Genomic DNA, 21,359 nt, shown 5'->3' on the forward strand with positions numbered 1-21,359 from the left:
TGCTGCGGGAATTATTTTAAACATTTAAAATAGTCAAAAGGTTCTTGACACGTATCACATTTAAACAATGCTTTACAGGCGGTAGACCCAAACTGACTGACCAGATGTGTCTCTGTAGAGCCACAGTTGGTACATTTTACTATCTTCTTATTTCCCAGCAGGGCTTCTTTATCTGCTTCTGGAGATAATGGTGCTGCAATACCGTATTTTTCAAGTGCCTCTCGACCACGTGGAGTTATCCAGTCTGTGGTCCAGGCCGGAGCGAGTACGAGCTGGATTTTTGCGGTTTTTCCCGCTTTCGCGAAAGCGGAAACAATATCATCTCCTATAACATCCATTGCAGGGCAACCGGAGTAAGTAGGTGTTATTTTTACACGTACAATACCGTCTTGCTCTATTGCCTCACGTACCACACCCATATCCATAATAGACAACACAGGAATCTCTGGATCGCTTACTCCTTCAAGTACTGAGATCAAATGCGGTTGTATGTTTTGCGTTTCTAATATCAATTTTTAAATATTGAATAAAGAATAACAAATATGAAACGCCGAAGTAATACTTCGATGTTCAAAATTCGATATTCTGTGTTCATAATTCTCTACCATTCCATATTTGGGTAGGTGCGTTGCATATATTGCATATCTGAAAGTATATATCCCATATGCTCTGTATGTATTCCTTGCTTACCTCCCTTGTGCCAGTACTTACTTTCTGGAATAGGTAATGTAGCTTCTTCAAGCACGTCTCCTATCATTTTATAATAGGTCTCTTTAAGTGCTAAGGTATCTACTCCTATGCCTTGGGCTATCATAGCCTTATCTGCCTCTGTCTGGTGAAAAAGCTCATCTGTATACATCCACAATTCATTTACAGCCTCAAGAACACGAGTGTGACTCTCTTCTGTACCGTCACCTAGCCTGCGCACCCAGTCTGATGAGAAACGCCAGTGATAGCTTACTTCTTTAATAGATTTTTTTGCAATGGCTGCCAGCGTCTCATCTTTGCTAGTTTCTAACGCTTTAAGAAATAAGAGATGAAAGGCATCAAAATAAAACTGACGTACGATTGTGTATGCAAAATCTGTATTAGGTTGCTCTACGAGTAACACGTTTTTATACTCTCTCTCTATACGTAAAAACGCAAGGGTATCTTCTGTAGCATTATCATCACCCGAGACTTGTGCCGCATACTGAAAATAACTGCGCACTTGTCCAAATAAATCTAAAGAGATGTTTGTACCTGCAATATCTGTCTCTAGGCTAGGGCCGTGACCACATAATTCTCCCAGACGCTGCCCAAGTATCAAGCTATTATCTGCAATACCTATGATGTAGTTATATAAATCTTTGTTCATAATAAACTTTTAAAAATAAAACTGAAATTGAAACTATAATCGACCATCTTAGGTCTATGTCTTCATTTTTTGAGTTTCAATTTCGATTTCACTATTACATATGTTTTACCTCATCTGGCAAATCGTAAAATGTAGGGTGACGGTATACCTTATCTGCAGCTGGTTCAAATAGCTCTCCATTATTTTCTGGATTGCTTGCTGTGATATTATTGCTTTCTACTACCCATATACTCACTCCCTCACTGCGACGTGTGTATACATCGCGCGCGTTCTCCATTGCCATTTCAGCATCTGCAGCGCGTAGACTTCCAAAGTGTCTATGCTCCAATCCGTTCTTGCTTCTTACGAAGACTTCCCAAAGGGGCCAATTCTTGCTCATACTAGACTGCTTTCTTAGTTTGATTTTTTCTTTCTTCTTTCTTTTTGGCGTGTGCCATTGCTGCATCACGTACCCACTCACCACGTTCCCAAGCGCCTACTCTATCTTTCATACGCTTTTTATTACTTGGCCCGTGACCTTTTACTACTTGCCAGAACTCATCCCAGTCTATTTCTCCAAAATCGTAGTGTCCCGTCTCCTCATTCCATTTTAAATCTGGATCAGGTATGGTAAGTCCTAGCAACTCTGCTTGCGGTACAGTTTGATCTATAAATTGCTGGCGTAGCTCGTCATTAGTCTTACGCTTTAATTTCCATTTCATAGACTGTGCTGTGTGCACAGACTCTGCATCTGTAGGGCCTAACATCATAAGTGACGGCCACCACCATCTATTAAGCGCATCTTGCGCCATATCTTTTTGCTCCTGTGACCCGTTTGAGAGTTTAAGCATAATCTCAAACCCTTGACGCTGGTGAAAACTCTCTTCTTTACACACTCTTATCATCGCTCGTGCATAAGGACCATAAGAAGTACTACAAAGCGGTACTTGATTTATAATGGCCGCACCATCTACTAGCCAGCCTATCGCTCCCATATCTGCCCAGGTAACCGTAGGGTAATTAAATATAGAAGAGTACTTTGCCTTACCAGAGTGTAGTTGCTCATATAACTCCTCACGCGATACACCTAGAGTCTCACAAGCCGAGTATAAGTATAAACCGTGACCTGCCTCATCTTGCACCTTTGCAAGTAACGCCACTTTACGACGTAACGATGGGGCACGTGAGATCCAGTTGCCCTCTGGCAGCATTCCTACAATTTCAGAATGTGCGTGCTGACTTATCTGGCGTATGTGAGTTTTACGATACTTCTCAGGCATCCAGTCTTTTGGCTCTATCTTTTCGTCACGCGCAATGCGGGCCTCAAAAAGATCTTCTAGGTTTTTTACTTCTTTATCACTCATAGCAATTTGTATTAGATTTCCGCTTTCGCGAAAGCTTAAACATCAAAATTTACTTTTACACGCTCTGTTGTAGGTACTGCCTGGCAACTTAATACTAGGTTTTGTGCTACCTCATCTTCTTCTAGCGCATAATTTATTTTCATCTCTACATTTCCTCCTTCTACCTTACACTTACAGGTAGAACACACCCCACCTTTACAAGCAAATGGAAGATCTGCCCCAGCACCTAGTGCCGCGTCGAGTATATTATCATACTCATCTGTCATAGTAAAGTGAAACTCTTTACCACCATCTATAATGGTAACCTCAACACCTTCTACCTTTTGCTCTGCCAGTCTTGCTGCGCGTTTCTTATCTTCTTCTGAGAGTCCTGTTACAAAGAGTTCGTAGTGTACTTTTTCTTTTTCTAAACCTGCCGCTACTAGCTCATCACGTATTAAGAAAATCATCTCCTCTGGACCACAAATAAAAACCTCATCTGTACTACTTACATCGATAAGCGTTTTAGTAAGCGTCTGTAATTTTTCTGAATTAAATCTACCGTTAAAAAGCTCGATATCTCGTTGCTCTTTTGTGAGAAAATAAAATATCTCAAACCTCCCAAAATATTGATTACGAAGCTGTTCTACCTCTTCTTTAAAGATAATAGATTTAACCGTGCGGTTCAAATAAAACAGCTTGAAGGTCGCGTCTGGCTCTGCTGCTAGATGTGTCTTTATGATAGACAGCATAGGTGTTATACCACTTCCTGCTGCAAAGGCTACATAGTTTTTTTTCTTTTGTGTATCTACAGGTACCCCAAATTTTCCACTAGGCGCCATTACCTCTAGTGTGTCTCCGGCTTGCAACTCTTCATTTACATAGGTAGAAAAGAGTCCTCCTGGTATTTGCTTTACAGCTACCTTCCACTGCTGCTCTAGCGGACTAGAACAGAGACTATATGAACGTCTTACATCTTCACCATTTATGATGGCTTTAAGAGTTAAATGCTGCCCTGCATTAAAACTAAAATCCTGATAGAAATCTACAGGTACGTCAAAGGTTACAACAGAACAGTCTGTGGTTTCTTTATAAATATCTTTTACTCTTAGAGAATGAAAAAGTGCCATAGTATAGTTTAGAACTATGTAAAACTAACGATTGTTAGTTAATATTACAACTATTTAACATAAACCACCAAAACACAACAAGTTAACCCTAAAAAATAGTGGCTTATGATATGTATTTCAATAAAAGTAAAGAGTGAGTTATGCAGTTTTCACCCCTTTAAGTAGGGTCTCACAGAGAGAATCGATGAGCTTTGATCGCTGTAAATCTGCTTTTTTAGGAATCCACAGATAGAGATTTCTTAAAGTTCCTAAGGTTGAAAAGAGAATCACTTCCTCATCTATATCCTTAAGTACATTTTGTGCTTTACCCTCTTTTATAATTTCTCTAAAGTGCTGCTCATAGCTACTACGTAAGGCAAGATATTTTTCTTTGCCCTCTCCTAGGTGCATCCAGTCATTATTGAGCGATGCCATTCCATAAGGGTTATCTGCCGTGAGATGCACGTGCTGAGCTATAACGGCTTCAAGTTTTTCTGCCACTTTTGTATCTGCAAGGCGTATGTCTTGTATGCCTTCGGTAAAGCTTTCGGCTATGTTTACTATTACCTCGTTAAGTATTTCTTCTTTTGAGGCAATGTGATTGTATAAACTTGCCGCTTTTACACCTACCTCTGCAGCGAGATCACGCATTGTTACAGCGCTATACCCTTTCTGTTTAAAAAGTCTAGCGGCTGTGATACAGATTTCTTGTTTTCGCGTAAGCGTAGTAGATTTCATTATGTGCAAGATAATGCACAACGACTTACTGTAAAAACATCTTACCTATTACAGCCAGATTATTACCCACTCAACATAAAAAAAGCCACCCTTAACGGGTGGCTTTACTCTTATATCAATTCAATACTATTGCTTTGTTTTACCATCACGTATCTTCTTGAGGTTCTTAGTCTCCTCTTTATATTCTTCTTGACCATCTTTGCCGTTCATCATTTTAGAACGGTTTTTTTCGATTTCTTCTTTATACTCTTTATTACCATCCATCACGGTCTTACGGTAGTTAATAAAAGTTTCCATTGCTTCTTCTCTTAAATCTTCATACTGCTCTGAGATTTCCTCAAGATTTTCTCTGAACTCATCATTGTCTACACTCATCTCTGTAGTGAGTTCCATATACTCTTTCTTAAAATCTGCTACATCTTCATTAATCTCTTCTGTGTCCATCCACATAGGCTTTGTAGCTTCTAAAGACATCACTGTAGGCTCCATAGCGCGTATCATTTTAATAGTATTAAAGTAATTTGCTCCTTTAAGTTTATACATCTGTGAGCTCAACTCATTAAAACTTGTCCAGCCGCTTATCCCTACCACGCCTGTCTCATTTATATCATCTTGGGTACCGTTCATCTCAACTGGCGTATTATTTACTGCCATTGTTTCGGTTTGTGCTTGTATTCCTGTTGCTATTGCAATTGCAAATAACGATGTGATTATTGTCTTCTTCATAGTCTTATATTTTTTGTTTGATACAAATGTATAAGGACATCGAGGCTACATAAAATATATAGTTATAAGCCTATGCTAAAGTCTGGAGACATCCTTAACATAACCCTACCGTCTCTTAACAAACGCTTGAGCATTAGCATAATTTTTCCAAATATTAACGAGTACTTATGATACTACTTATTCTAAAAACGGGGCTAATGGGCTTTATAACGCTTTCGCGAAAGCGAACTTATGAGATTCACAACCTAAGGGAGAGCAAAGCGATAAAGTGCAACAACACTACCTACAATTATGAAACAAATCTTGAAATTATATGAGGACAACCACGACTTATGAATTAATTTTACACTATGCATACAAACGTTGAGAGTAATCCTCTATTAGACAGGCTTCCGCCGCACTTAAAACAATATATCAAAGCACAAGATTATGAGCAGTACACGCCCATAAATCAAGCCGTATGGCGATATGTGATGCGCAAAAACGTAGACTATCTAAGTAAAGTAGCCCACGAGAGCTATGTAATGGGGTTAGAAAAAACCGGTATCTCTATAGATAACATCCCTTCTATGTACGGGATGAATCGTATCCTTAAAGAAATAGGATGGGCAGCCGTAGCGGTAGATGGTTTTATACCACCAAATGCCTTTATGGAGTTTCAAGCATACAAAGTGCTTGTCATTGCAAGTGATATACGTCAGCTAGAAAACATAGAGTACACCCCTGCGCCAGACATCATACACGAGGGAGCCGGGCACGCGCCTATTATTGCAAGTCCAGACTATGCAGAGTACTTAAGAAGATTTGGAGAGATAGGTGCAAAAGCCATCTCTAGTGCCCACGATATGGAAATGTATGAAGCTGTACGTACACTATCTATTCTTAAAGAGGCAGATGGCATCACTCAAGAAGCGATAGATGCCGCCCAAAGAAGTGTAGAACAGTTACAAAACAAAGAGGTACAGCCTTCTGAAATTGCACTTATACGCAACCTACACTGGTGGACGGTAGAGTATGGAATGGTAGGTACTGTAGAAAACCCAAAAATATACGGAGCAGGATTACTATCTTCTATAGGAGAGAGCACCTGGTGTATGACAGACGAGGTAAAGAAAATACCTTACTCGATAGATGCTGCATACCAAGAATTTGACATTACAAAACCGCAACCTCAACTCTTTGTCACACCAGACTTTGCATACCTAATGCAAGTCTTAGAAGAATTTGCAGGTACAATGGCAGTACGTAAAGGTGGCTGGCGTGGACTGAAAAAACTCATAGAATCAAAGCAAATAGGTACACTAGAACTCAACACAGGTTTGCAAGTAAGTGGCATATTTACAGAGATGATTCAAAATGACGATAATGAGGTCGTTTACTTTGCTACTCAAGGTGAAACAGCACTTTCTTATAGAGAGAAAGAACTTATAGGCCACGGAGTAAACCGTTACAAGAACGGTTTTAGCTCTCCTTTAGGTAAGCTTAAGGGCATAAATCTCTCTATAGAAAATATGGGGCCAAGAGACTTAAAAGCTTATGACTTTTATGATGGTAAGCCTATCTCTTTTGAATATGAAAGTGGTATTACCGTAAGCGGGTTAAATGTTACTGGGATGCGCAACCTAGGTGGGCAGTTAATGCTTATACAGTTTACAGATTGTACGGTAACTTATGGTGACAAAATTTTACACGACCCATCTATGGGAGACTTTGACCTAGTGATAGGCTCACAAATCGTCTCTGCCTTTGCCGGAGCGGCAGACTTCTTATCTTTTAATCTCATTACACACGTAGCAGAGACTAATACGGTAAAACCTACGCTCTCAGAAAAAGAAGACACGCTTAACAGACTTTACCAGCAAGTACGATTACAAAGAGAAAGCAATCAAATAGACAAAGAAGCACTTCTTGAGGTATTTACAAGCTTACAAAAAGACTACCCACAAGACTGGTTATGTGCCTTAGAAATTTATGAACTCACAAAAGACACCACCGTACTCGCACATCTTAAAGAGGTGCAAAAACACAAAGAGAAGGTAGCACACCTCATCACAAATGGCCTAGAATTAATACAGTAAACTATGGGATTTTTAAGTAAGCTTTTTGGTAATAAAAAGGATAAGCTTAATGAGTACATCTCTCGCGATGGTATTATTATAGACGTGCGCTCAAAAGCCGAGTATGATAGCGGCGCCATACCAGGCTCAAAGCACATACCTGTGCAAAACATAGCCGTCCAAGCCGCAACGATTAAAAAATGGAACAAACCTGTAATATGCGTTTGTGCCAGCGGTGGCCGCAGTGCTACAGCCGCAGCCGTCCTTAGGTCAAAAGGTGTTGAAGCTATGAATGGAGGTGCCTGGATGAGTGCTTATAAGACAATGAATGAATAACCCTTTTTTACTTTGATTATCTAGAAGTTCATAAAAGGATACACTTCTGTTAGAGCTTGCTGTTTTTTTGCAAGATCTGTAATAAATTTTTGGTGAGCAGCGCTGTCTTCATTAAAAGGTCTGTGAGCTAACCCCTGTTGGACTTGAGCTACTTTTTTCATTGTTTGTTGCGCTTTCGCGAAAGCGTACACTTCTACAAAACGCTCCCATACATAGGTAACAGCTTGCTCAGATGGGTGTACCATATCACTTGCATAAAAGCGATAGTCACGTAACTCATCCATCACAATCTCATAAGCCGGAAAATAACTCGCCTCACGACTATCTACAAGTTGATGAACTGCTGTAAGTAAATGTGATTTGCTACGGGTATTTTCTACTATACCATCTTTAATATGACGCACTGGCGACACCGTAATGGCAATCTCAATTTTTGGATTAAGAGTTTTTGCCAGCTCACAAATACGAGACAGACTCTGTTGAATTTCGGTGACAGATAGTAGTTTTTTAGTAAAAGCTTGTTGAGGAACCTTGTGACAGTTGGCCACCACCTCATCACGTTCAAGATGTTTATAAACCCAAGCAGTACCTAATGTGATAAATAAATGAGAAGCGTCTATGAGCTGTTGCCTGAGCAATTGCTGCGCCTCTTGTAAGTGTATCACAGCTCCTAGTCTCGTAAGGGCATTTTTGTCACTGTGTGCATAAAAAGATTTCCAGACGCCGTCTAGTTCAAAAACATCTGCTTCTGTATAGGTTTTATTTGCAACAGCATCTGCCACTAACCGTTCTAGTGCGACGGGATTAAAAATAATTCCAAACGGATTTGTAACCGCTTGGAATTTATAATATGATAGCTTGTCACCTATGTTCTGCGCAAAGCAAGAACCTAATAACAATAATTTATGATCATACCCAAATTGATGAGCAGCAGGCTCTAGCGGTATTTGGGTCTGTAGTTTCATTATACAAGATAGTTCTTAACCTCTGCAATGGCAGCGTCTATACCTGCTGGATTTTTACCTCCTGCAGTTGCAAAGAAAGGTTGTCCTCCACCTCCACCTTGGATGTGCTTTCCTAATTCACGCACGACAGTACCTGCGTTCAGATTTTTTGAAGCGACAAGCTCTTTTGAGATGTAGCAACTTAGCAATGCTTTACCGTTTTGCTCTGTTCCAAATAGCAAGAATACGTTGTCTTTATTCTCTCCTAATTTAAAAGCTAGATCTTTAATAGCTCCCGCATCTAGGTCTACCTTTTTTGCTAAGAAATCTACACCATCTATGTCTACAAATTCTTTTGCAAGATCACCACTTAGGTTTTGAGCCTTCTCTTTTATAAGTGCTTCTACTTGCTTTTTTAAAGCAGCATTCTCATCCAGTAGGTTAGTAATCGCCTTTACTGGATCTTGATTCCCTTTAAGGGTTGCTTTTACTTGATTATAGGCTTCGGTTTCTGATGTAAAGTAATCTTTGGCAGCATCGCTAGTAATTGCTTCTATACGGCGTATACCAGATGCCACTGCACCTTCTGAAGTGATTTTAAAATGCCAGATGTCTCCTGTATTTTTCACGTGTGTACCACCACAAAGCTCCATAGATTTCCCGAAGCGTATGGTCCTTACAGCGTCACCATACTTCTCTCCAAATAATGCTATCGCTCCTTCTTGTATAGCTTGATCATAAGGAATACCACGTTGCTCTTCTAGAGATAAGTTTTCGCGTATGCGTGCATTTACAAAATCTTCTACCTCTTTTAACTCCTCGCTTGTCACTTTAGAAAAGTGAGAGAAGTCAAAACGTAGGTTTCTGCTATGTACCATACTTCCCTTTTGCTCCACGTGTGTTCCTAGTATCTTACGAAGCCCTTGGTGCAATAAGTGCGTTGCAGTATGGTTTGCAGCCGTACGGCTACGTTGCTTCACATCTACCACTGCCTTAAACGTTCCCTCGGTAGATCTTGGGAGGTTTTTGGCAAGATGTATAATAAGGTTGTTTTCTTTCTTTGTATCTATGATATAAACCACCTCTCCGCTTGGAGTTTCTAGGTATCCTTTATCACCTACTTGTCCTCCTCCTTCTGGATAGAATGGCGTAAGATTAAATACTAGTTGATATAACTCCCCGTCTTTTTTACTCTCTGTCTTACGGTAGCGAGTGATTTTTACAGATGCTTCTAGTGTATCGTAGCCTATGAATTCCTCTTCGCTATCTTCTTGCAAGATATTCCAGTCGTCTGTCTCAACCTTGGTTGCTGCACGAGAACGGTCCTTTTGCTCTTTAAGAGCAGCTTCAAAGCCAGCTTCGTCTAGTTTTAGATTTTTCTCACTAAGTATAAGTGCTGTAAGATCTATTGGGAAGCCATAGGTGTCATAAAGCTCAAAAGCCTTATCTCCAGAAACCGTATCTCCAGAGGTATTTGCAATTACATTATCTAATAAGATGAGTCCTTTATCAAGTGTGCGCAAGAACGAAGCCTCTTCTTCTCGTATCACATTTGTAATAAGATTTTTTTGTGCTTCCAGCTCTGGAAAGGCATCTCCCATCTGGTTTACAAGTGTAGAAACCAGTTTATATATAAATGGTTCCTTAGTGTCAAGAAACGTAAACCCATAACGAATGGCACGTCGCAGTATACGTCTTATCACATACCCAGCACCTGTGTTAGACGGTAACTGTCCATCTGCTATAGAAAATGAGACAGCTCTCACGTGATCTGCAATCACACGTACAGCGATATCTGTTTCTTCTGTCTCGCCACATTTTGATGAAGTAATGGTTTCTACCTCACGCATAAGTGGTGTAAACACATCTGTATCATAGTTAGATTGTACACCTTGCAGGACCATACACAATCTCTCAAAGCCCATTCCCGTATCTACGTGCTGGTTAGGAAGCTTTGTGAGCGACCCGTTTGCCAGACGGTTGTATTGCATAAATACCAGATTCCAGATCTCGATTACGAGCGGGTGATCCATATTTACAAGTGACTTACCATCTACGGCTGCTTTTTCTTCGGCAGAGCGTATATCTACGTGTATCTCAGAGCAAGGTCCACAAGGGCCTTGAGCACCCATCTCCCAGAAGTTATCTTTCTTGTTTCCGTTTATAATACGGCTCTCGTCTATATGTTTTGTCCATATATCATATGCCTCTTGATCGCGCTCAAGTCCTTCAGACGCGTCACCTTCAAAAATCGAAACATATATACTGTCCTTATCTACCTTTACTACCTCTGTAAGAAACTCCCAAGCCCAAGCAATCGCTTCTTCCTTAAAGTAATCTCCAAAAGACCAGTTACCCAGCATCTCAAACATCGTGTGGTGATACGTATCTTTTCCTACCTCCTCAAGATCATTATGCTTACCAGATACACGTAAACACTTTTGGGTGTCAGTAAGTCGTGAATTTTTTGGCGTAGCGTTTCCTAAAAAGTATTCTTTAAAAGGAACCATTCCAGCGTTTGTAAACATCAGGGTCGGGTCATCCTTTAAAACCATTGGCGCAGAGGCGACTATGGAATGATTTTTGGACTTGAAAAATTCTAAAAACTGTTTACGTACCTCTTGAGATTTCATACGATAGAAGGTGTGGATAATTTATTTTATATTTGACTGTTATGAAGTTGAGAAATCACGCTTTCGCGAAAGCGCACAGCTCCATAAATAAACCTCAAAAATAAGCATTTTAACTTATGTCTAAGGTAAAATATTACTATGATAGTGAGACACTATCTTACCGAAAAGTAGAGCGGAAAAAGGGACGCACCTTTGGAGCTGCACTTATATTTATTGCTTCTTCTGCTCTTATGGGTCTTCTTATAACAATTGCTGTATTTAACTCTGGTGTAGATACGCCTAAAGAACGTAAGTTAGAGCGGGAACTTGCAAATATGTCTCTGCAGTTTGAGATGCAAGAAAAGAAACTCGATCAGATAGAACGCGTGCTTGCAAATGTAGAGGAGCGTGATAACAATGTATACCGCGTACTCTTTGAAGCTAGTCCTATACCTAATGATGTGCGTCTAGCCGGTTTTGGAGGAGTAAACCGTTATAAAAACCTTGAGGGTTATGACAACTCTGCTCTAATTACAAATAGCGCTAAGCGTATAGACCAGATTACAAAACGACTTGTTATACAATCTAAATCACTAGACGAGATTGCAAAACTCGCCGAAGAAAAAGAAGCTCTTCTCAAAACTATACCAGCCATACAACCGGTACAAAACAAGGACCTCTCTAGAGTTGCCTCTGGTTATGGTATGCGTGTACACCCTATTTTAAAGTATAGAAAAATGCACAATGGGATGGATTTTACGGCCCCTCCAGGTACACCTATTTATGCAACCGGTGATGGTACTGTAACAAAAGTAGGTTTAGGTAGCGGGTATGGTAAGATGGTAATTATAGAACACGGTTTTGGGTACAAAACCTACTATGCTCATATGAGCAAGTACAACACAAAAGTAGGACGCAAGGTAAAACGTGGAGAGATCATAGGTTATGTAGGTAACACAGGCCTCTCATCTGGACCACACCTACATTACGAAGTTTGGAAAAACGGTAAGGTGGTAAACCCAGTAAATTTTTATCACAATGACCTTACTCCAGAAGAGTATGATATTATGCTAGCTGCTGCCTCGTTAGAAAATCAATCGCTTGACTAATGCACATAGATCTTCCAGAAAAGAGATATTATAGTATAGGTGAGGTTGCAAAGGCCTTTGATGTAAACGCATCGCTCCTGCGCTTCTGGGAGAAAGAGTTTGACGTGCTTCAACCTAAAAAGAATGCGCGTGGTACTCGTAAGTTTACTCCAAGTGACATTAAGAATTTAGAGCTTATCTACCACCTAGTAAAAGAGCGTGGCTTTACACTAGAAGGCGCAAAAATCCATCTTAAGGAAGGAAAAAAGGAGATCTTGAGCAACTTTGACATTATACGCAAGCTAGAAGGCGTAAAGGCGCAGTTACTAGAGATTAAAGGTGACCTCTAGACTGCCTTGCTATATCTATTATAGCGAGTATGATAAATAGTGTACTTACTAACACAGCGCAAAAACTCATCACAGCATAATCTCCATATACGAGATGGTATAGTCCGGTAAAAACACCGAGCAATCCCATAGAGCCGAGTATGTGTATTAGTTTTAAGGTCATAAACAATTTATTCATTAAGTCGATAAGAGTGCAAAAATCATACATAAAATGTTATGACTAGGTGCTCTTAACAAAACCTTATCCTTAATAGTTACATAAATTAGTACCTTGCTTCTAGAATGGTAGTGTGTAACAAATACTACTATAAGACAACTAACAATCAAAACCAGTATTATATTATGAAAAAAGGACTTATTGCTATCATTGCCATTATCGCTCTTATAGCCATCGTAGGATTTATGGTAGGGCCTAAATTTTACAACACCGCAATTGACTTACAAGAAAATGCAACTTCACAGTGGGCAAATGTTGAGAGCTCATACCAACGTAGAGCAGACCTGATACCTAACATTGTAAACACCGCAAAGGGTTATGCAGAGTTTGAGCAGTCTACACTTATAAAAGTGACAGAAGCAAGATCTAAAGCTACCTCTATACAAATAGATCCTTCTAACATTACACCAGCACAACTCAAGCAGTTTCAACAAGCGCAGCAAGGACTTACCTCTGCCCTATCTAGATTACTTGCCGTTTTTGAGCGTTACCCAGACCTCAAGGCAAATGAAAACTTTAAAGAACTCATAAACGAACTTGAGCGCACAGAAAACCGCATAAACGTGGAGCGCAACAGATTTAACGAGACGGTAAAACCATATAACAAACACCTTAAAACGTTTCCTAATAACGTGATAAACTCATTTATAGGAAACTTTGCAGAGATGGATTACTTTGAGGCAGACGCTGGATCTGAAGATGCTCCAAATGTAGAATTTGATTTTGGAAGCTAGATGGCATCTACGGTAGAAGACTTTTTAAGTAAAGAAGATGAGCAGGCTATCATTACAGCCATACGCGAGTCTGAGCAACAGACCTCTGGAGAGATAAGAGTGCACCTAGAGCATCATTCTAAAAAGGATGCTCTAGTGCGTGCTCAAGAGTTATTTCACCTACTTAAAATGGACAATACTAAAGATGAAAACGGCGTGCTCATTTATGTAGCTGTAGATGATCATAAACTTGCCATTTGTGGCGACAGGGGGATTAATAACAAGGTCCCTGCAGACTTCTGGGAGTCTACAAAAGACAAAATAATTGCTCAGTTTAAGCAAGACAACTTCCGTGATGGACTTATAGATGGGGTGCGCTGTGCTGGTGAAAAGCTTGCACAATACTTTCCGTGGGAGCACGGAGATGTAAATGAACTTCCAGACGAAATAACGACTTCTTAATGCTAGAAAAAGATTTTTTTATGGGATTCCGCTTTCGCGAAAGCGCACTCACACTTCTTCTCTGTATTGTGAGTATGACGGCAGTTGCACAATACACAATACCAGATAAACCCACAAAGGCAAATCCAGATGCTGTTTATGACTACATAGGTTTACTCTCTGAAGGTCAAAAAAACGCTTTAGAACGTAAACTTATTAAGTATAGTGATACCACCTCAACACAAATTGTAGTTGCTGTAATCTCATCATCAAATGGTGAAGGTCTCGATATGTTAGGTGCAAAATGGGGACAAAAATGGGGAATAGGTCAGGCAGATGAAGACAATGGGATTCTTATACTCCTAGCAAAAGACGACCGAAAGATTGATATCAATACTGGCTATGGTATTGAGAGTATTATCTCAGATCGTGACGCAGAGCAAATCATAAATCGCATAATGATTCCGCAATTTAAACAGGGTAATTTTTATGCAGGCCTTGACCAAGGTACAGATGCTATCTTTCAAGGGTTGCAGGGTAATTTTACAGGCTCTCGACCAGATGATAGTGGTTTCCCCATACAACCTATCTTAATGTTTATCTTCTTTGTCATCATATTGATTATCATAAGTCGTAACAATCACCGTGGTGGTGGTCGTGACGGTGGTAACGGTACTAGAAGAACTGGCTCACTACTAGATGTTATTATACTCAGTAATATGGGGCGCGGCGGTTTTGGCGGCGGTGGTGGTTCCTTTGGAGGTGGCGGCAGCTTTGGAGGCGGCGGTGGCTTCGGGGGAGGTTTTGGCGGTGGCGGCTTTGGCGGTGGTGGTGCTTCTGGAGGTTGGTAAGTTCTTATTTTATCTACAAAGGCCTATTGCATCTTTTATTTAGAAAATGAACTGAGTATCGATAAGCTGCATAAACTCACGTTGTAACTCACAATTAGACTAATCTTAATATTCTAAACACCTCGCACTCTTATTACTAACATATTGCTTAACTTTAAGAAAAACAACAATTTATTAATTCTTAAAACCAATAAAATGGCAGTATTAAAAGTAATAGAAGTATTAGCAAGTTCAGAAAAAAGCTGGGAAAACGCAGCAGAAAATGCGCTCGAGCACGCAAGTAAGTCTCTTAAAAACATACGCTCTTTATATGTAAATGAGCAAAACTGTGTAGTAGGTGAAGACGGAAAAATTAAAGAATACCGTATGAACTGTAAGATTACTTTTGAAGTAAAATAATAAGAGGCTTTTTAAATAGCTATATAAGGTCCCGCTCTAAAGTGGGACTTTTTTTGTTTGTATTTTTACCTTATGAAATTACATATCCCTGTACTTGCCTTTATTACTGCGATTCTCATTACAAGCTGTGAGGGGAAAACCGACACTACTATGCAACACGATTATACAAACGACCTTATAAAAGAAACAAGTCCTTACCTATTACAACACGCCCACAACCCTGTAGACTGGAAAGCCTGGAACGACGAAACGCTCGCTCAAGCAAAAAAAGAAAACAAGCTCATACTCGTAAGTATAGGATACTCATCGTGTCACTGGTGTCACGTGATGGAGCACGAGAGTTTTGAAGATACTCTGGTCGCTCAGTTTATGAATGAAAATTTTATAAATATAAAAGTTGACCGCGAGGAGAGACCAGATGTAGATAATGTATATATGAATGCTGTACAGCTTATGACAGGTCGCGGTGGCTGGCCTCTTAATGCTGTAGCATTGCCAGATGGAAGACCAGTTTGGGGTGGCACTTATTTTTCAAAAGAAGACTGGCTCAACGCGCTAGGTCAAGTTGCAGACATCTACACATCAGACCCTAACAAGCTGGTGGAGTATGCAGATAAGCTAGGTACGGGGCTTGCACAAATGGACCTTGTAACACCTAACCCTAATAAACCCAGCTTTGTTATAGACACACTCCAAACATCTATTGAGAAGTGGTCACGACAATGGGACACACGTCAAGGTGGTCTCAACAGAGCGCCAAAGTTTATGATGCCTAATAATTATGAATTCTTACTGCGCTACGCACATCAAAATAATGATGACGAGATACTTGAGTATGTAAATACCACACTAGAGCAAATCGCCTTTGGCGGGGTAAATGATCAAGTGGGTGGTGGCTTTGCGAGGTATAGTGTTGATACAAAATGGCATATCCCCCATTTTGAAAAAATGCTATATGATAACGCTCAGCTCGTAAGTCTATACTCAAACGCTTACTTAAAGACTAAAAATCCGCTATATAAAGAAACCGTGTATGAGACACTCGAGTTTATAAAACGAGAGATGACCACTGCTCAGGGAGGTTTTTACAGCGCGCTAGATGCAGATAGCCTTACCCCAGACGGTGAACTAGAAGAAGGTGCGTATTATGTATGGACAGAAGAGGAGCTTAAGAACCTTGTAGGAGATGATTTTGAACTCTTTAGCGCTTACTACAATATCAATGATTACGGTAAGTGGGAGAATGATCACTATGTGCTTATAAGACAAGATCTAGATACAGATTTTATAAAGGAGTACGAAATTTCGCTAGAAGAGCTTACCACTAAAAAGAGTAAGTGGCGTGAGGATTTATTACGCTTTCGCGAAAGCAAAAAAGAAAAACCGCGCCTAGATGACAAAATTCTCACCTCTTGGAATGGCTTAATGACCAAAGGATATGTAGATGCTTACCGCGTGTTTGACGAAAAGGAATTTCTCGACGCAGCTCTCAAGAATGCAAATTTTGTGGTAGACAATCTGCTTCGTAAAGATGGAGGTCTTAATAGAACCTATAAAGATGGCAAGAGCACTATAAATGCATACCTTGAAGATTATGCTGCGACTATAGATGCTTTTATTGCCCTTTTTGAGGTCACTATGGATGAGCAATGGCTAGAGAAGGCAAAAAGTCTAACAGACTATACGTTTACTCACTTTCAAAACGCAGAAAATAAACTCTTCTATTTTACCTCAAACGAAGATCCTACACTGTCTTCTAGAAACACTGAGTTTTATGATAACGTGATCCCGTCATCAAACTCCATAATGGCGAAAAATATTTTTACCCTATCGCACTACTACTTAGATAAAGAGTATACAGATACCGCAGCTGCAATGCTCAATAATATGCAAACTAATTTTACACAAAGCCCTACGAGTTTTTCTAACTGGATGGACCTTATGCTCAACTATACAAAACCTTATTATGAGCTTGTAGTAGTTGGCCCAGATGCTCAAAACATTCTTGCAGAATTAGAGCAAGAATACTTGCCAAATAAATTAATTGCTGCCACTACTACCGCAAGCAAACAAGAAATTTTTGAAGGTAGATACCTAGAAGGTGAAACATTAATTTATGTATGCGTTAACAATGCGTGTAAACTACCAGTAAAAACAGTTAAGGAAGCCTTAAAACTCATAGAACTTTAACAGAAGTTTATCCCCACATTTTATAGAACCTTAGGGGTTATTTTCAACTTTGTAAAAAATACATTGTTATGAAAGACCCCCTAAGTACGTTAAGTCAGTACGAAGAATATATAAAACGCGCTGCAAACTGGATATGGGCATTTATCCCAGGGTTTATAAGTGCTATTATACTTCTATTTGTAGGTCTCTGGATCATACGTCTTATTAAACGTTTTACTCGTAAATTTTTCCAAAGAAAGGATTATGACCCTACCCTAGAAAAGTTTGCACAAGACCTTATAAACTGGACGCTTAAAATTATACTTTTTGTTACTGTAATCACTCAACTAGGAGTAAAAACTACATCGCTTGTTGCGATTATAGGTGCCGCTGGTCTTGCTATAGGTCTTGCGCTACAAGGGTCACTTGCAAACTTTGCTGGTGGTGTGCTCATACTATTACTTAGACCATTTAAAGTAGGAGATTTTATAAAAGCCCAAGGACAAGAAGGAACTGTTAAGGAAATTTCTATTTTCCAAACCAAGCTCAATACTTTTGGAAACCAACTTGCTATCATCCCTAATGGACAATTATCTAATGAAACCATTGTAAACTTTACAGAAGAGGGAATACGTAGAGAAGCCCTAACTTTTGGAATAGGTTATGACGACGATGTGAAGCTTGCAAAAAACATTCTACTAGATTTAGTAAATGAGCAAGAAACTGTGTTACAAGTAGAAGGAAAAGAACCTATGATAGTGCTCGCAGAACTAGGTGATAGCAGCGTTAACCTCTCATTAAGATATTGGGCACATATAGATGATTTTTGGAACTTACGATGGACCGTACTTGAAGAAGGAAAAGAAAGACTAGAGGCTCAAGGTATCACAATACCTTACCCGCAGCGTGATGTGCATCTGTACAAACAAGAATAGTTATAGATGAAAGACACATAAGTATAGACCTATGCTTACTATTAAATAATTACAAGAATATAACGCGCTCATAATTTTAATTATGAGCGTTTTTTTTAGTTTTAATGTATCAAAACAACTTAAACTAAAAACATTGTAATGGAAGACTATCAAAAATGGATTGATCTAGCTATCGAAAAAGGATCAGAATACGGGCTTAAAATACTTATGGCCGTTGTCATATGGATTGTAGGTAAATGGGTTATTGGGAAACTTATGAAAGTTTTCAAAAAAATGCTCGACAAGAACAAAAATATGGACAAGACCCTAGAAAAGTTCTTGTCTAACCTAGTAAGAACCATATTACTAGTACTTCTTATCATTGCTATTTTAGGTCAGTTAGGTATAGACACCGCTTCTTTTGCAGCGATACTTGCTGCTGCTGGTCTTGCTGTAGGTCTTGCTCTACAAGGATCATTATCTAACTTTGCTGGAGGTGTACTTTTAATACTTTTTAAACCTTTTAAAGTGGGAGATCTTATAGAAGCTCAAGGCGAAATAGGTGTTGTAACAGAGATTCAAATCTTTACGACAAAAATATCAACACCAGGTAATAAGCTAGTAATCTTACCTAACGGTGCACTATCTAATGGTAATATAAAGAACTATACAGAGCTAGGAGAACTACGTGTAGACCTTACAATAGGTGTATCATACGATGCAGATATTAAAGCTACCAAAGAAGCCCTAATGCGCGCTATGGAGTCACAAGAAAATGTACTTAAAGTACCTGCTCCATCTGTAAATATGGGTGAACTTGCAGAGAGCTCTGTAAACTATGAGGTACGCCCGTGGGCAACACCAGAAAACTACTGGGATGTGTACTTCCAAACTATTGAAAACTGTAAAATTGAGCTTGACAAAGCTGGAATTGAAATACCTTACCCTCACGCTGTCGAGATACAGAAAGAGGCATAATATCAAGTCCCTCATAATGACAACGCCCTTAATATTTACATTAAGGGCGTTTGTCATTTATAAAGCTGTGCTTATTTTTTCTTAGGCTTGCCAGCAATAAAATCTTTGAGATAATAAGGTTCAAAATAAGCTACATCTTCAAATAATCCTTCTTGAAACTTTTGGTTTGAAATAGCTGCCATTTGCGCAGCGCTAGGCAATTCATTAGTTACAAATCTAGCATTATGGTGTGTACACACTTCTTGAAATTTTTCAACTCCATTACCTATAAAGTGCACAATGCTCTTATCTAAATATTCGGTAAAAGAGGTTTCATCTAGTATTTGTGCTTCTGTACCTCTTATAACATTCCCCTCACTATCATAAATAGCGCTATACACTTCCATACGCCTGGCATCTAGCATAGGTACTACAAGCTCATTATGAGTAAGGTTTTGCTTTCGCGAAAGCGATCTAAGCGTCTCTACAGCTATTAAAGGTATATCTAGTGCAGCACAGAGACCTTTTGCCGCCGAAACTCCTATGCGCAGCCCCGTATAACTCCCTGGGCCTTTACTTACCGCTATGGCGTTTAGTTTTTCTTGAGCAACACCTGCTTTATCTAAAACTTCTTTAATAAAAGTGTGCAGCCGCTCTGCGTGAGAATACTTCTTTGCATTATCCTCCTGCATCATCACGACTTCTCCATTAATAGACAAAGCCACCGAACAATTTGTGGTGGCTGTCTCTAGACATAATATGTGTGTCATTCTTTTATTCTTCTGTATTCTTTTCTTCTTGATTTTCTAGCTCTACCTTATCGCCTGTTTTGAGTGATTTTGCTACTAAACTATAAGGCCCTGTAATAATCTCATCTCCTTCTTCAAGACCCGAGAGAATTTCAATTTTTGAATCATCTTGTATACCTGTAGTTACAACTTTGAGCTTTGCGGTGTCGCCATCTTTTATAAATACACACTCAAACTTCTCATCTGAGGTAACATCACTTGCTCTTGCACTAGATCTCTTAGTCGCACTAGTATCACTTTTTACAACTATAGCGCTTATAGGAGCAGCTAGAATATCATTACGTTTTTTTGTTATAATATCTACCGTTGCCGTCATCCCTGGTCTAAACGGTGAGTAAGTATCTTTTTTACCCTCTAGAAGATCTTTATACGACTCCTCAAGGATACGTACTTTTACTTTAAAATTTGTAACCTGGTCTGCTGTGAGGGTTGCTTGAGCAGAGTTTGCAATCTCTGTAACTACTCCTGCAAATTTCTTTTTAAGATATGCATCTACCTCAACAATGGTAGAGTCACCTACTTGTATTTTTACGATATCATTTTCGTTTACATCTACCTCTACCTCCATATTTTGAAGGTTTGCAACGCGCACAATTTCTGTACCTGCCATTTGTGCTGTACCCACTACTCGCTCACCTAGCTCAACATTAAGCATAGAGATGGTACCATCTCGCGGTGCAAAGATAGAGGTACGGCCTAAGTTATCTGTAGCTTGCTTCACTTGTGCAGCTACACTCTGTACATTATAAAAGGCACTCTGGCGATTAGCCTGTGCTATCTGGTAGTCAGACTCTGCGCGCTCAAAATCTGCTTTTGAAATAACACCTTTATCAAAAAGTGGTTTGTTACGTTCAAAAGTAAGTTTTGCTTGGTTGAGCGTGGCCTCTGCTTGTGATAAACCAGCACGGCTATTTTGCAAAGCTGCTTGAGACTGGCTCACTTGTGCTTGTACTAAGTCTGGGTTGATTTTAACCAGCAGGTCACCCTTCTTAACATCTTGCCCCTCTTTAATAGGTAAATCTATTATCTCTCCAGATACTTCAGAAGAGAGCTTTACTTCTATTTCTGGTTGTATTTTACCTGTGGCTGCAACTGTTTCAATAATAGTTGCTCTCTCAATTTTTTGAGTCTCGACAGCCTTAAAGTTTCCGGTTTTACCGAACGCCCCAGATTTCTTGCCGGCTATTAATGCTACAATTACAATGGCAACAATACCTAGTAAGATGAAAAGTGTTTTTTTACTCATTTTG

At 39.5% G+C, this 21,359-nt stretch carries 23 protein-coding genes; 11 read left to right on the top strand and 12 right to left on the bottom strand.

Annotated features, from left to right (window positions below):
* Positions 1-11: 11 nt before the first annotated feature.
* From paaD to ABVM49_RS02260, 7 genes are all read right to left on the bottom strand, one after another.
* The gene (gene paaD, locus ABVM49_RS02230; protein WP_405202840.1) at positions 12-512 is read right to left on the bottom strand and encodes a 1,2-phenylacetyl-CoA epoxidase subunit PaaD; all 501 of its coding nucleotides are present in this window, start codon (positions 510-512) and stop codon (positions 12-14) included.
* Between the two features lie 89 nt (positions 513-601).
* A complete protein-coding gene (gene paaC, locus ABVM49_RS02235; protein WP_405202841.1) occupies positions 602-1,357 on the bottom strand; it encodes a 1,2-phenylacetyl-CoA epoxidase subunit PaaC in 756 nt (251 codons plus the stop codon).
* A gap of 94 nt (positions 1,358-1,451) precedes the next feature.
* Complete coding sequence (gene paaB, locus ABVM49_RS02240; RefSeq protein WP_035327289.1) at positions 1,452-1,736, bottom strand: 1,2-phenylacetyl-CoA epoxidase subunit PaaB; 285 nt, start codon at positions 1,734-1,736, stop codon at positions 1,452-1,454.
* Between the two features lies 1 nt (position 1,737).
* The gene (paaA, locus tag ABVM49_RS02245; protein WP_038599233.1) at positions 1,738-2,700 is read right to left on the bottom strand and encodes a 1,2-phenylacetyl-CoA epoxidase subunit PaaA; all 963 of its coding nucleotides are present in this window, start codon (positions 2,698-2,700) and stop codon (positions 1,738-1,740) included.
* Between the two features lie 35 nt (positions 2,701-2,735).
* A complete protein-coding gene (gene paaE, locus ABVM49_RS02250; protein ID WP_405202844.1) occupies positions 2,736-3,809 on the bottom strand; it encodes a 1,2-phenylacetyl-CoA epoxidase subunit PaaE in 1,074 nt (357 codons plus the stop codon).
* Positions 3,810-3,947: 138 nt separating this feature from the next.
* A complete protein-coding gene (locus ABVM49_RS02255; RefSeq protein ID WP_405202845.1) occupies positions 3,948-4,526 on the bottom strand; it encodes a TetR/AcrR family transcriptional regulator in 579 nt (192 codons plus the stop codon).
* 126 nt (positions 4,527-4,652) lie between these two features.
* Positions 4,653-5,252 (bottom strand): hypothetical protein, encoded by a 600-nt coding sequence (locus ABVM49_RS02260; RefSeq protein WP_405202846.1) that lies wholly within the window; start codon positions 5,250-5,252, stop codon positions 4,653-4,655.
* Between the two features lie 350 nt (positions 5,253-5,602).
* On the opposite strand from ABVM49_RS02260, the gene ABVM49_RS02265 reads away from it, so the two are divergent.
* Positions 5,603-7,330: an aromatic amino acid hydroxylase gene (locus tag ABVM49_RS02265; RefSeq protein ID WP_405202848.1), complete on the top strand. Its 1,728-nt coding sequence runs from the start codon at positions 5,603-5,605 to the stop codon at positions 7,328-7,330.
* Between the two features lie 3 nt (positions 7,331-7,333).
* Positions 7,334-7,645: a rhodanese-like domain-containing protein gene (locus ABVM49_RS02270; protein ID WP_405202850.1), complete on the top strand. Its 312-nt coding sequence runs from the start codon at positions 7,334-7,336 to the stop codon at positions 7,643-7,645.
* A 20-nt stretch (positions 7,646-7,665) separates the two neighbouring features.
* On the opposite strand, the gene ABVM49_RS02275 is transcribed toward ABVM49_RS02270, so the two are convergent.
* Together ABVM49_RS02275 and alaS are read right to left on the bottom strand one after the other, a co-directional pair.
* Positions 7,666-8,610 (bottom strand): GSCFA domain-containing protein, encoded by a 945-nt coding sequence (locus ABVM49_RS02275; RefSeq protein ID WP_405202851.1) that lies wholly within the window; start codon positions 8,608-8,610, stop codon positions 7,666-7,668.
* Positions 8,610-11,222: an alanine--tRNA ligase gene (alaS, locus tag ABVM49_RS02280; RefSeq protein WP_405202852.1), complete on the bottom strand. Its 2,613-nt coding sequence runs from the start codon at positions 11,220-11,222 to the stop codon at positions 8,610-8,612. Before alaS ends, ABVM49_RS02275 begins: the two co-directional genes overlap by 1 nt.
* Positions 11,223-11,338: 116 nt before the next feature.
* Between alaS and ABVM49_RS02285 the strand changes: the two genes are divergently transcribed.
* Positions 11,339-12,310: a M23 family metallopeptidase gene (locus ABVM49_RS02285; protein WP_405202853.1), complete on the top strand. Its 972-nt coding sequence runs from the start codon at positions 11,339-11,341 to the stop codon at positions 12,308-12,310.
* Positions 12,310-12,639, top strand: coding sequence for a MerR family transcriptional regulator (locus ABVM49_RS02290; protein ID WP_035327266.1), 330 nt, complete (start codon positions 12,310-12,312; stop codon positions 12,637-12,639). Before ABVM49_RS02285 ends, ABVM49_RS02290 begins: the two co-directional genes overlap by 1 nt.
* On the opposite strand, the gene ABVM49_RS02295 is transcribed toward ABVM49_RS02290, so the two are convergent.
* On the bottom strand, positions 12,623-12,802 hold the full coding sequence (locus tag ABVM49_RS02295; protein WP_148305664.1) for a hypothetical protein: 180 nt from the start codon (positions 12,800-12,802) through the stop codon (positions 12,623-12,625). The genes ABVM49_RS02290 and ABVM49_RS02295 overlap by 17 nt on opposite strands.
* A gap of 179 nt (positions 12,803-12,981) precedes the next feature.
* Here ABVM49_RS02295 and ABVM49_RS02300 point away from each other — a divergent pair, with 179 nt between their 5' ends.
* From ABVM49_RS02300 to ABVM49_RS02330, 7 genes are all read left to right on the top strand, one after another.
* Entirely contained in the window at positions 12,982-13,590 is a 609-nt protein-coding gene (locus ABVM49_RS02300; protein WP_405202855.1) for a LemA family protein, read from the top strand.
* Positions 13,591-14,031 (top strand): TPM domain-containing protein, encoded by a 441-nt coding sequence (locus ABVM49_RS02305; RefSeq protein WP_375252893.1) that lies wholly within the window; start codon positions 13,591-13,593, stop codon positions 14,029-14,031.
* Positions 14,031-14,861, top strand: coding sequence for a TPM domain-containing protein (locus ABVM49_RS02310; RefSeq protein WP_405202856.1), 831 nt, complete (start codon positions 14,031-14,033; stop codon positions 14,859-14,861). The genes ABVM49_RS02305 and ABVM49_RS02310 overlap by 1 nt, the downstream gene beginning before the upstream one ends.
* A gap of 195 nt (positions 14,862-15,056) precedes the next feature.
* The gene (locus tag ABVM49_RS02315) at positions 15,057-15,260 is read left to right on the top strand and encodes a dodecin family protein (RefSeq protein WP_380033851.1); all 204 of its coding nucleotides are present in this window, start codon (positions 15,057-15,059) and stop codon (positions 15,258-15,260) included.
* A gap of 150 nt (positions 15,261-15,410) precedes the next feature.
* Positions 15,411-17,450: a thioredoxin domain-containing protein gene (locus ABVM49_RS02320; RefSeq protein WP_405203647.1), complete on the top strand. Its 2,040-nt coding sequence runs from the start codon at positions 15,411-15,413 to the stop codon at positions 17,448-17,450.
* 68 nt (positions 17,451-17,518) lie between these two features.
* Positions 17,519-18,364 (top strand): mechanosensitive ion channel family protein, encoded by an 846-nt coding sequence (locus ABVM49_RS02325; RefSeq protein WP_405202857.1) that lies wholly within the window; start codon positions 17,519-17,521, stop codon positions 18,362-18,364.
* A gap of 138 nt (positions 18,365-18,502) precedes the next feature.
* Positions 18,503-19,321 carry a mechanosensitive ion channel family protein gene (locus ABVM49_RS02330; RefSeq protein ID WP_405202858.1) on the top strand — a complete coding sequence of 273 codons (819 nt, stop codon included), beginning with the start codon at positions 18,503-18,505 and terminating at the stop codon, positions 19,319-19,321.
* A 71-nt stretch (positions 19,322-19,392) separates the two neighbouring features.
* On the opposite strand, the gene tsaB is transcribed toward ABVM49_RS02330, so the two are convergent.
* The gene (gene tsaB / locus ABVM49_RS02335) at positions 19,393-20,070 is read right to left on the bottom strand and encodes a tRNA (adenosine(37)-N6)-threonylcarbamoyltransferase complex dimerization subunit type 1 TsaB (RefSeq protein ID WP_405202859.1); all 678 of its coding nucleotides are present in this window, start codon (positions 20,068-20,070) and stop codon (positions 19,393-19,395) included.
* 4 nt (positions 20,071-20,074) lie between these two features.
* Positions 20,075-21,355: an efflux RND transporter periplasmic adaptor subunit gene (locus ABVM49_RS02340; RefSeq protein WP_035327240.1), complete on the bottom strand. Its 1,281-nt coding sequence runs from the start codon at positions 21,353-21,355 to the stop codon at positions 20,075-20,077.
* Positions 21,356-21,359: the final 4 nt, after the last annotated feature.

The organism is Dokdonia sp. LLG6352-1 (genome assembly GCF_045055815.1).
Classification (GTDB): domain Bacteria; phylum Bacteroidota; class Bacteroidia; order Flavobacteriales; family Flavobacteriaceae; genus Dokdonia; species Dokdonia donghaensis.

Excerpts from the sequence above, each read along its gene's own strand:
- paaC (WP_405202841.1), bottom strand. The coding sequence starts at position 1,357 with ATGAACAAAGATTTATATAACTACATCATAGGTATTGCAGATAATAGC.
- paaB (WP_035327289.1), bottom strand. The coding sequence starts at position 1,736 with ATGAGCAAGAATTGGCCCCTTTGGGAAGTCTTCGTAAGAAGCAAGAAC.
- paaA (WP_038599233.1), bottom strand. The coding sequence starts at position 2,700 with ATGAGTGATAAAGAAGTAAAAAACCTAGAAGATCTTTTTGAGGCCCGC.
- paaE (WP_405202844.1), bottom strand. The coding sequence starts at position 3,809 with ATGGCACTTTTTCATTCTCTAAGAGTAAAAGATATTTATAAAGAAACC.
- ABVM49_RS02255 (WP_405202845.1), bottom strand. The coding sequence starts at position 4,526 with ATGAAATCTACTACGCTTACGCGAAAACAAGAAATCTGTATCACAGCC.
- ABVM49_RS02260 (WP_405202846.1), bottom strand. The coding sequence starts at position 5,252 with ATGAAGAAGACAATAATCACATCGTTATTTGCAATTGCAATAGCAACA.
- ABVM49_RS02265 (WP_405202848.1), top strand. The coding sequence starts at position 5,603 with ATGCATACAAACGTTGAGAGTAATCCTCTATTAGACAGGCTTCCGCCG.
- ABVM49_RS02270 (WP_405202850.1), top strand. The coding sequence starts at position 7,334 with ATGGGATTTTTAAGTAAGCTTTTTGGTAATAAAAAGGATAAGCTTAAT.
- ABVM49_RS02275 (WP_405202851.1), bottom strand. The coding sequence starts at position 8,610 with ATGAAACTACAGACCCAAATACCGCTAGAGCCTGCTGCTCATCAATTT.
- alaS (WP_405202852.1), bottom strand. The coding sequence starts at position 11,222 with ATGAAATCTCAAGAGGTACGTAAACAGTTTTTAGAATTTTTCAAGTCC.
- ABVM49_RS02285 (WP_405202853.1), top strand. The coding sequence starts at position 11,339 with ATGTCTAAGGTAAAATATTACTATGATAGTGAGACACTATCTTACCGA.
- ABVM49_RS02290 (WP_035327266.1), top strand. The coding sequence starts at position 12,310 with ATGCACATAGATCTTCCAGAAAAGAGATATTATAGTATAGGTGAGGTT.
- ABVM49_RS02295 (WP_148305664.1), bottom strand. The coding sequence starts at position 12,802 with ATGACCTTAAAACTAATACACATACTCGGCTCTATGGGATTGCTCGGT.
- ABVM49_RS02300 (WP_405202855.1), top strand. The coding sequence starts at position 12,982 with ATGAAAAAAGGACTTATTGCTATCATTGCCATTATCGCTCTTATAGCC.
- ABVM49_RS02305 (WP_375252893.1), top strand. The coding sequence starts at position 13,591 with ATGGCATCTACGGTAGAAGACTTTTTAAGTAAAGAAGATGAGCAGGCT.
- ABVM49_RS02310 (WP_405202856.1), top strand. The coding sequence starts at position 14,031 with ATGCTAGAAAAAGATTTTTTTATGGGATTCCGCTTTCGCGAAAGCGCA.
- ABVM49_RS02315 (WP_380033851.1), top strand. The coding sequence starts at position 15,057 with ATGGCAGTATTAAAAGTAATAGAAGTATTAGCAAGTTCAGAAAAAAGC.
- ABVM49_RS02320 (WP_405203647.1), top strand. The coding sequence starts at position 15,411 with ATGCAACACGATTATACAAACGACCTTATAAAAGAAACAAGTCCTTAC.
- ABVM49_RS02325 (WP_405202857.1), top strand. The coding sequence starts at position 17,519 with ATGAAAGACCCCCTAAGTACGTTAAGTCAGTACGAAGAATATATAAAA.
- ABVM49_RS02330 (WP_405202858.1), top strand. The coding sequence starts at position 18,503 with ATGGAAGACTATCAAAAATGGATTGATCTAGCTATCGAAAAAGGATCA.
- tsaB (WP_405202859.1), bottom strand. The coding sequence starts at position 20,070 with ATGACACACATATTATGTCTAGAGACAGCCACCACAAATTGTTCGGTG.
- ABVM49_RS02340 (WP_035327240.1), bottom strand. The coding sequence starts at position 21,355 with ATGAGTAAAAAAACACTTTTCATCTTACTAGGTATTGTTGCCATTGTA.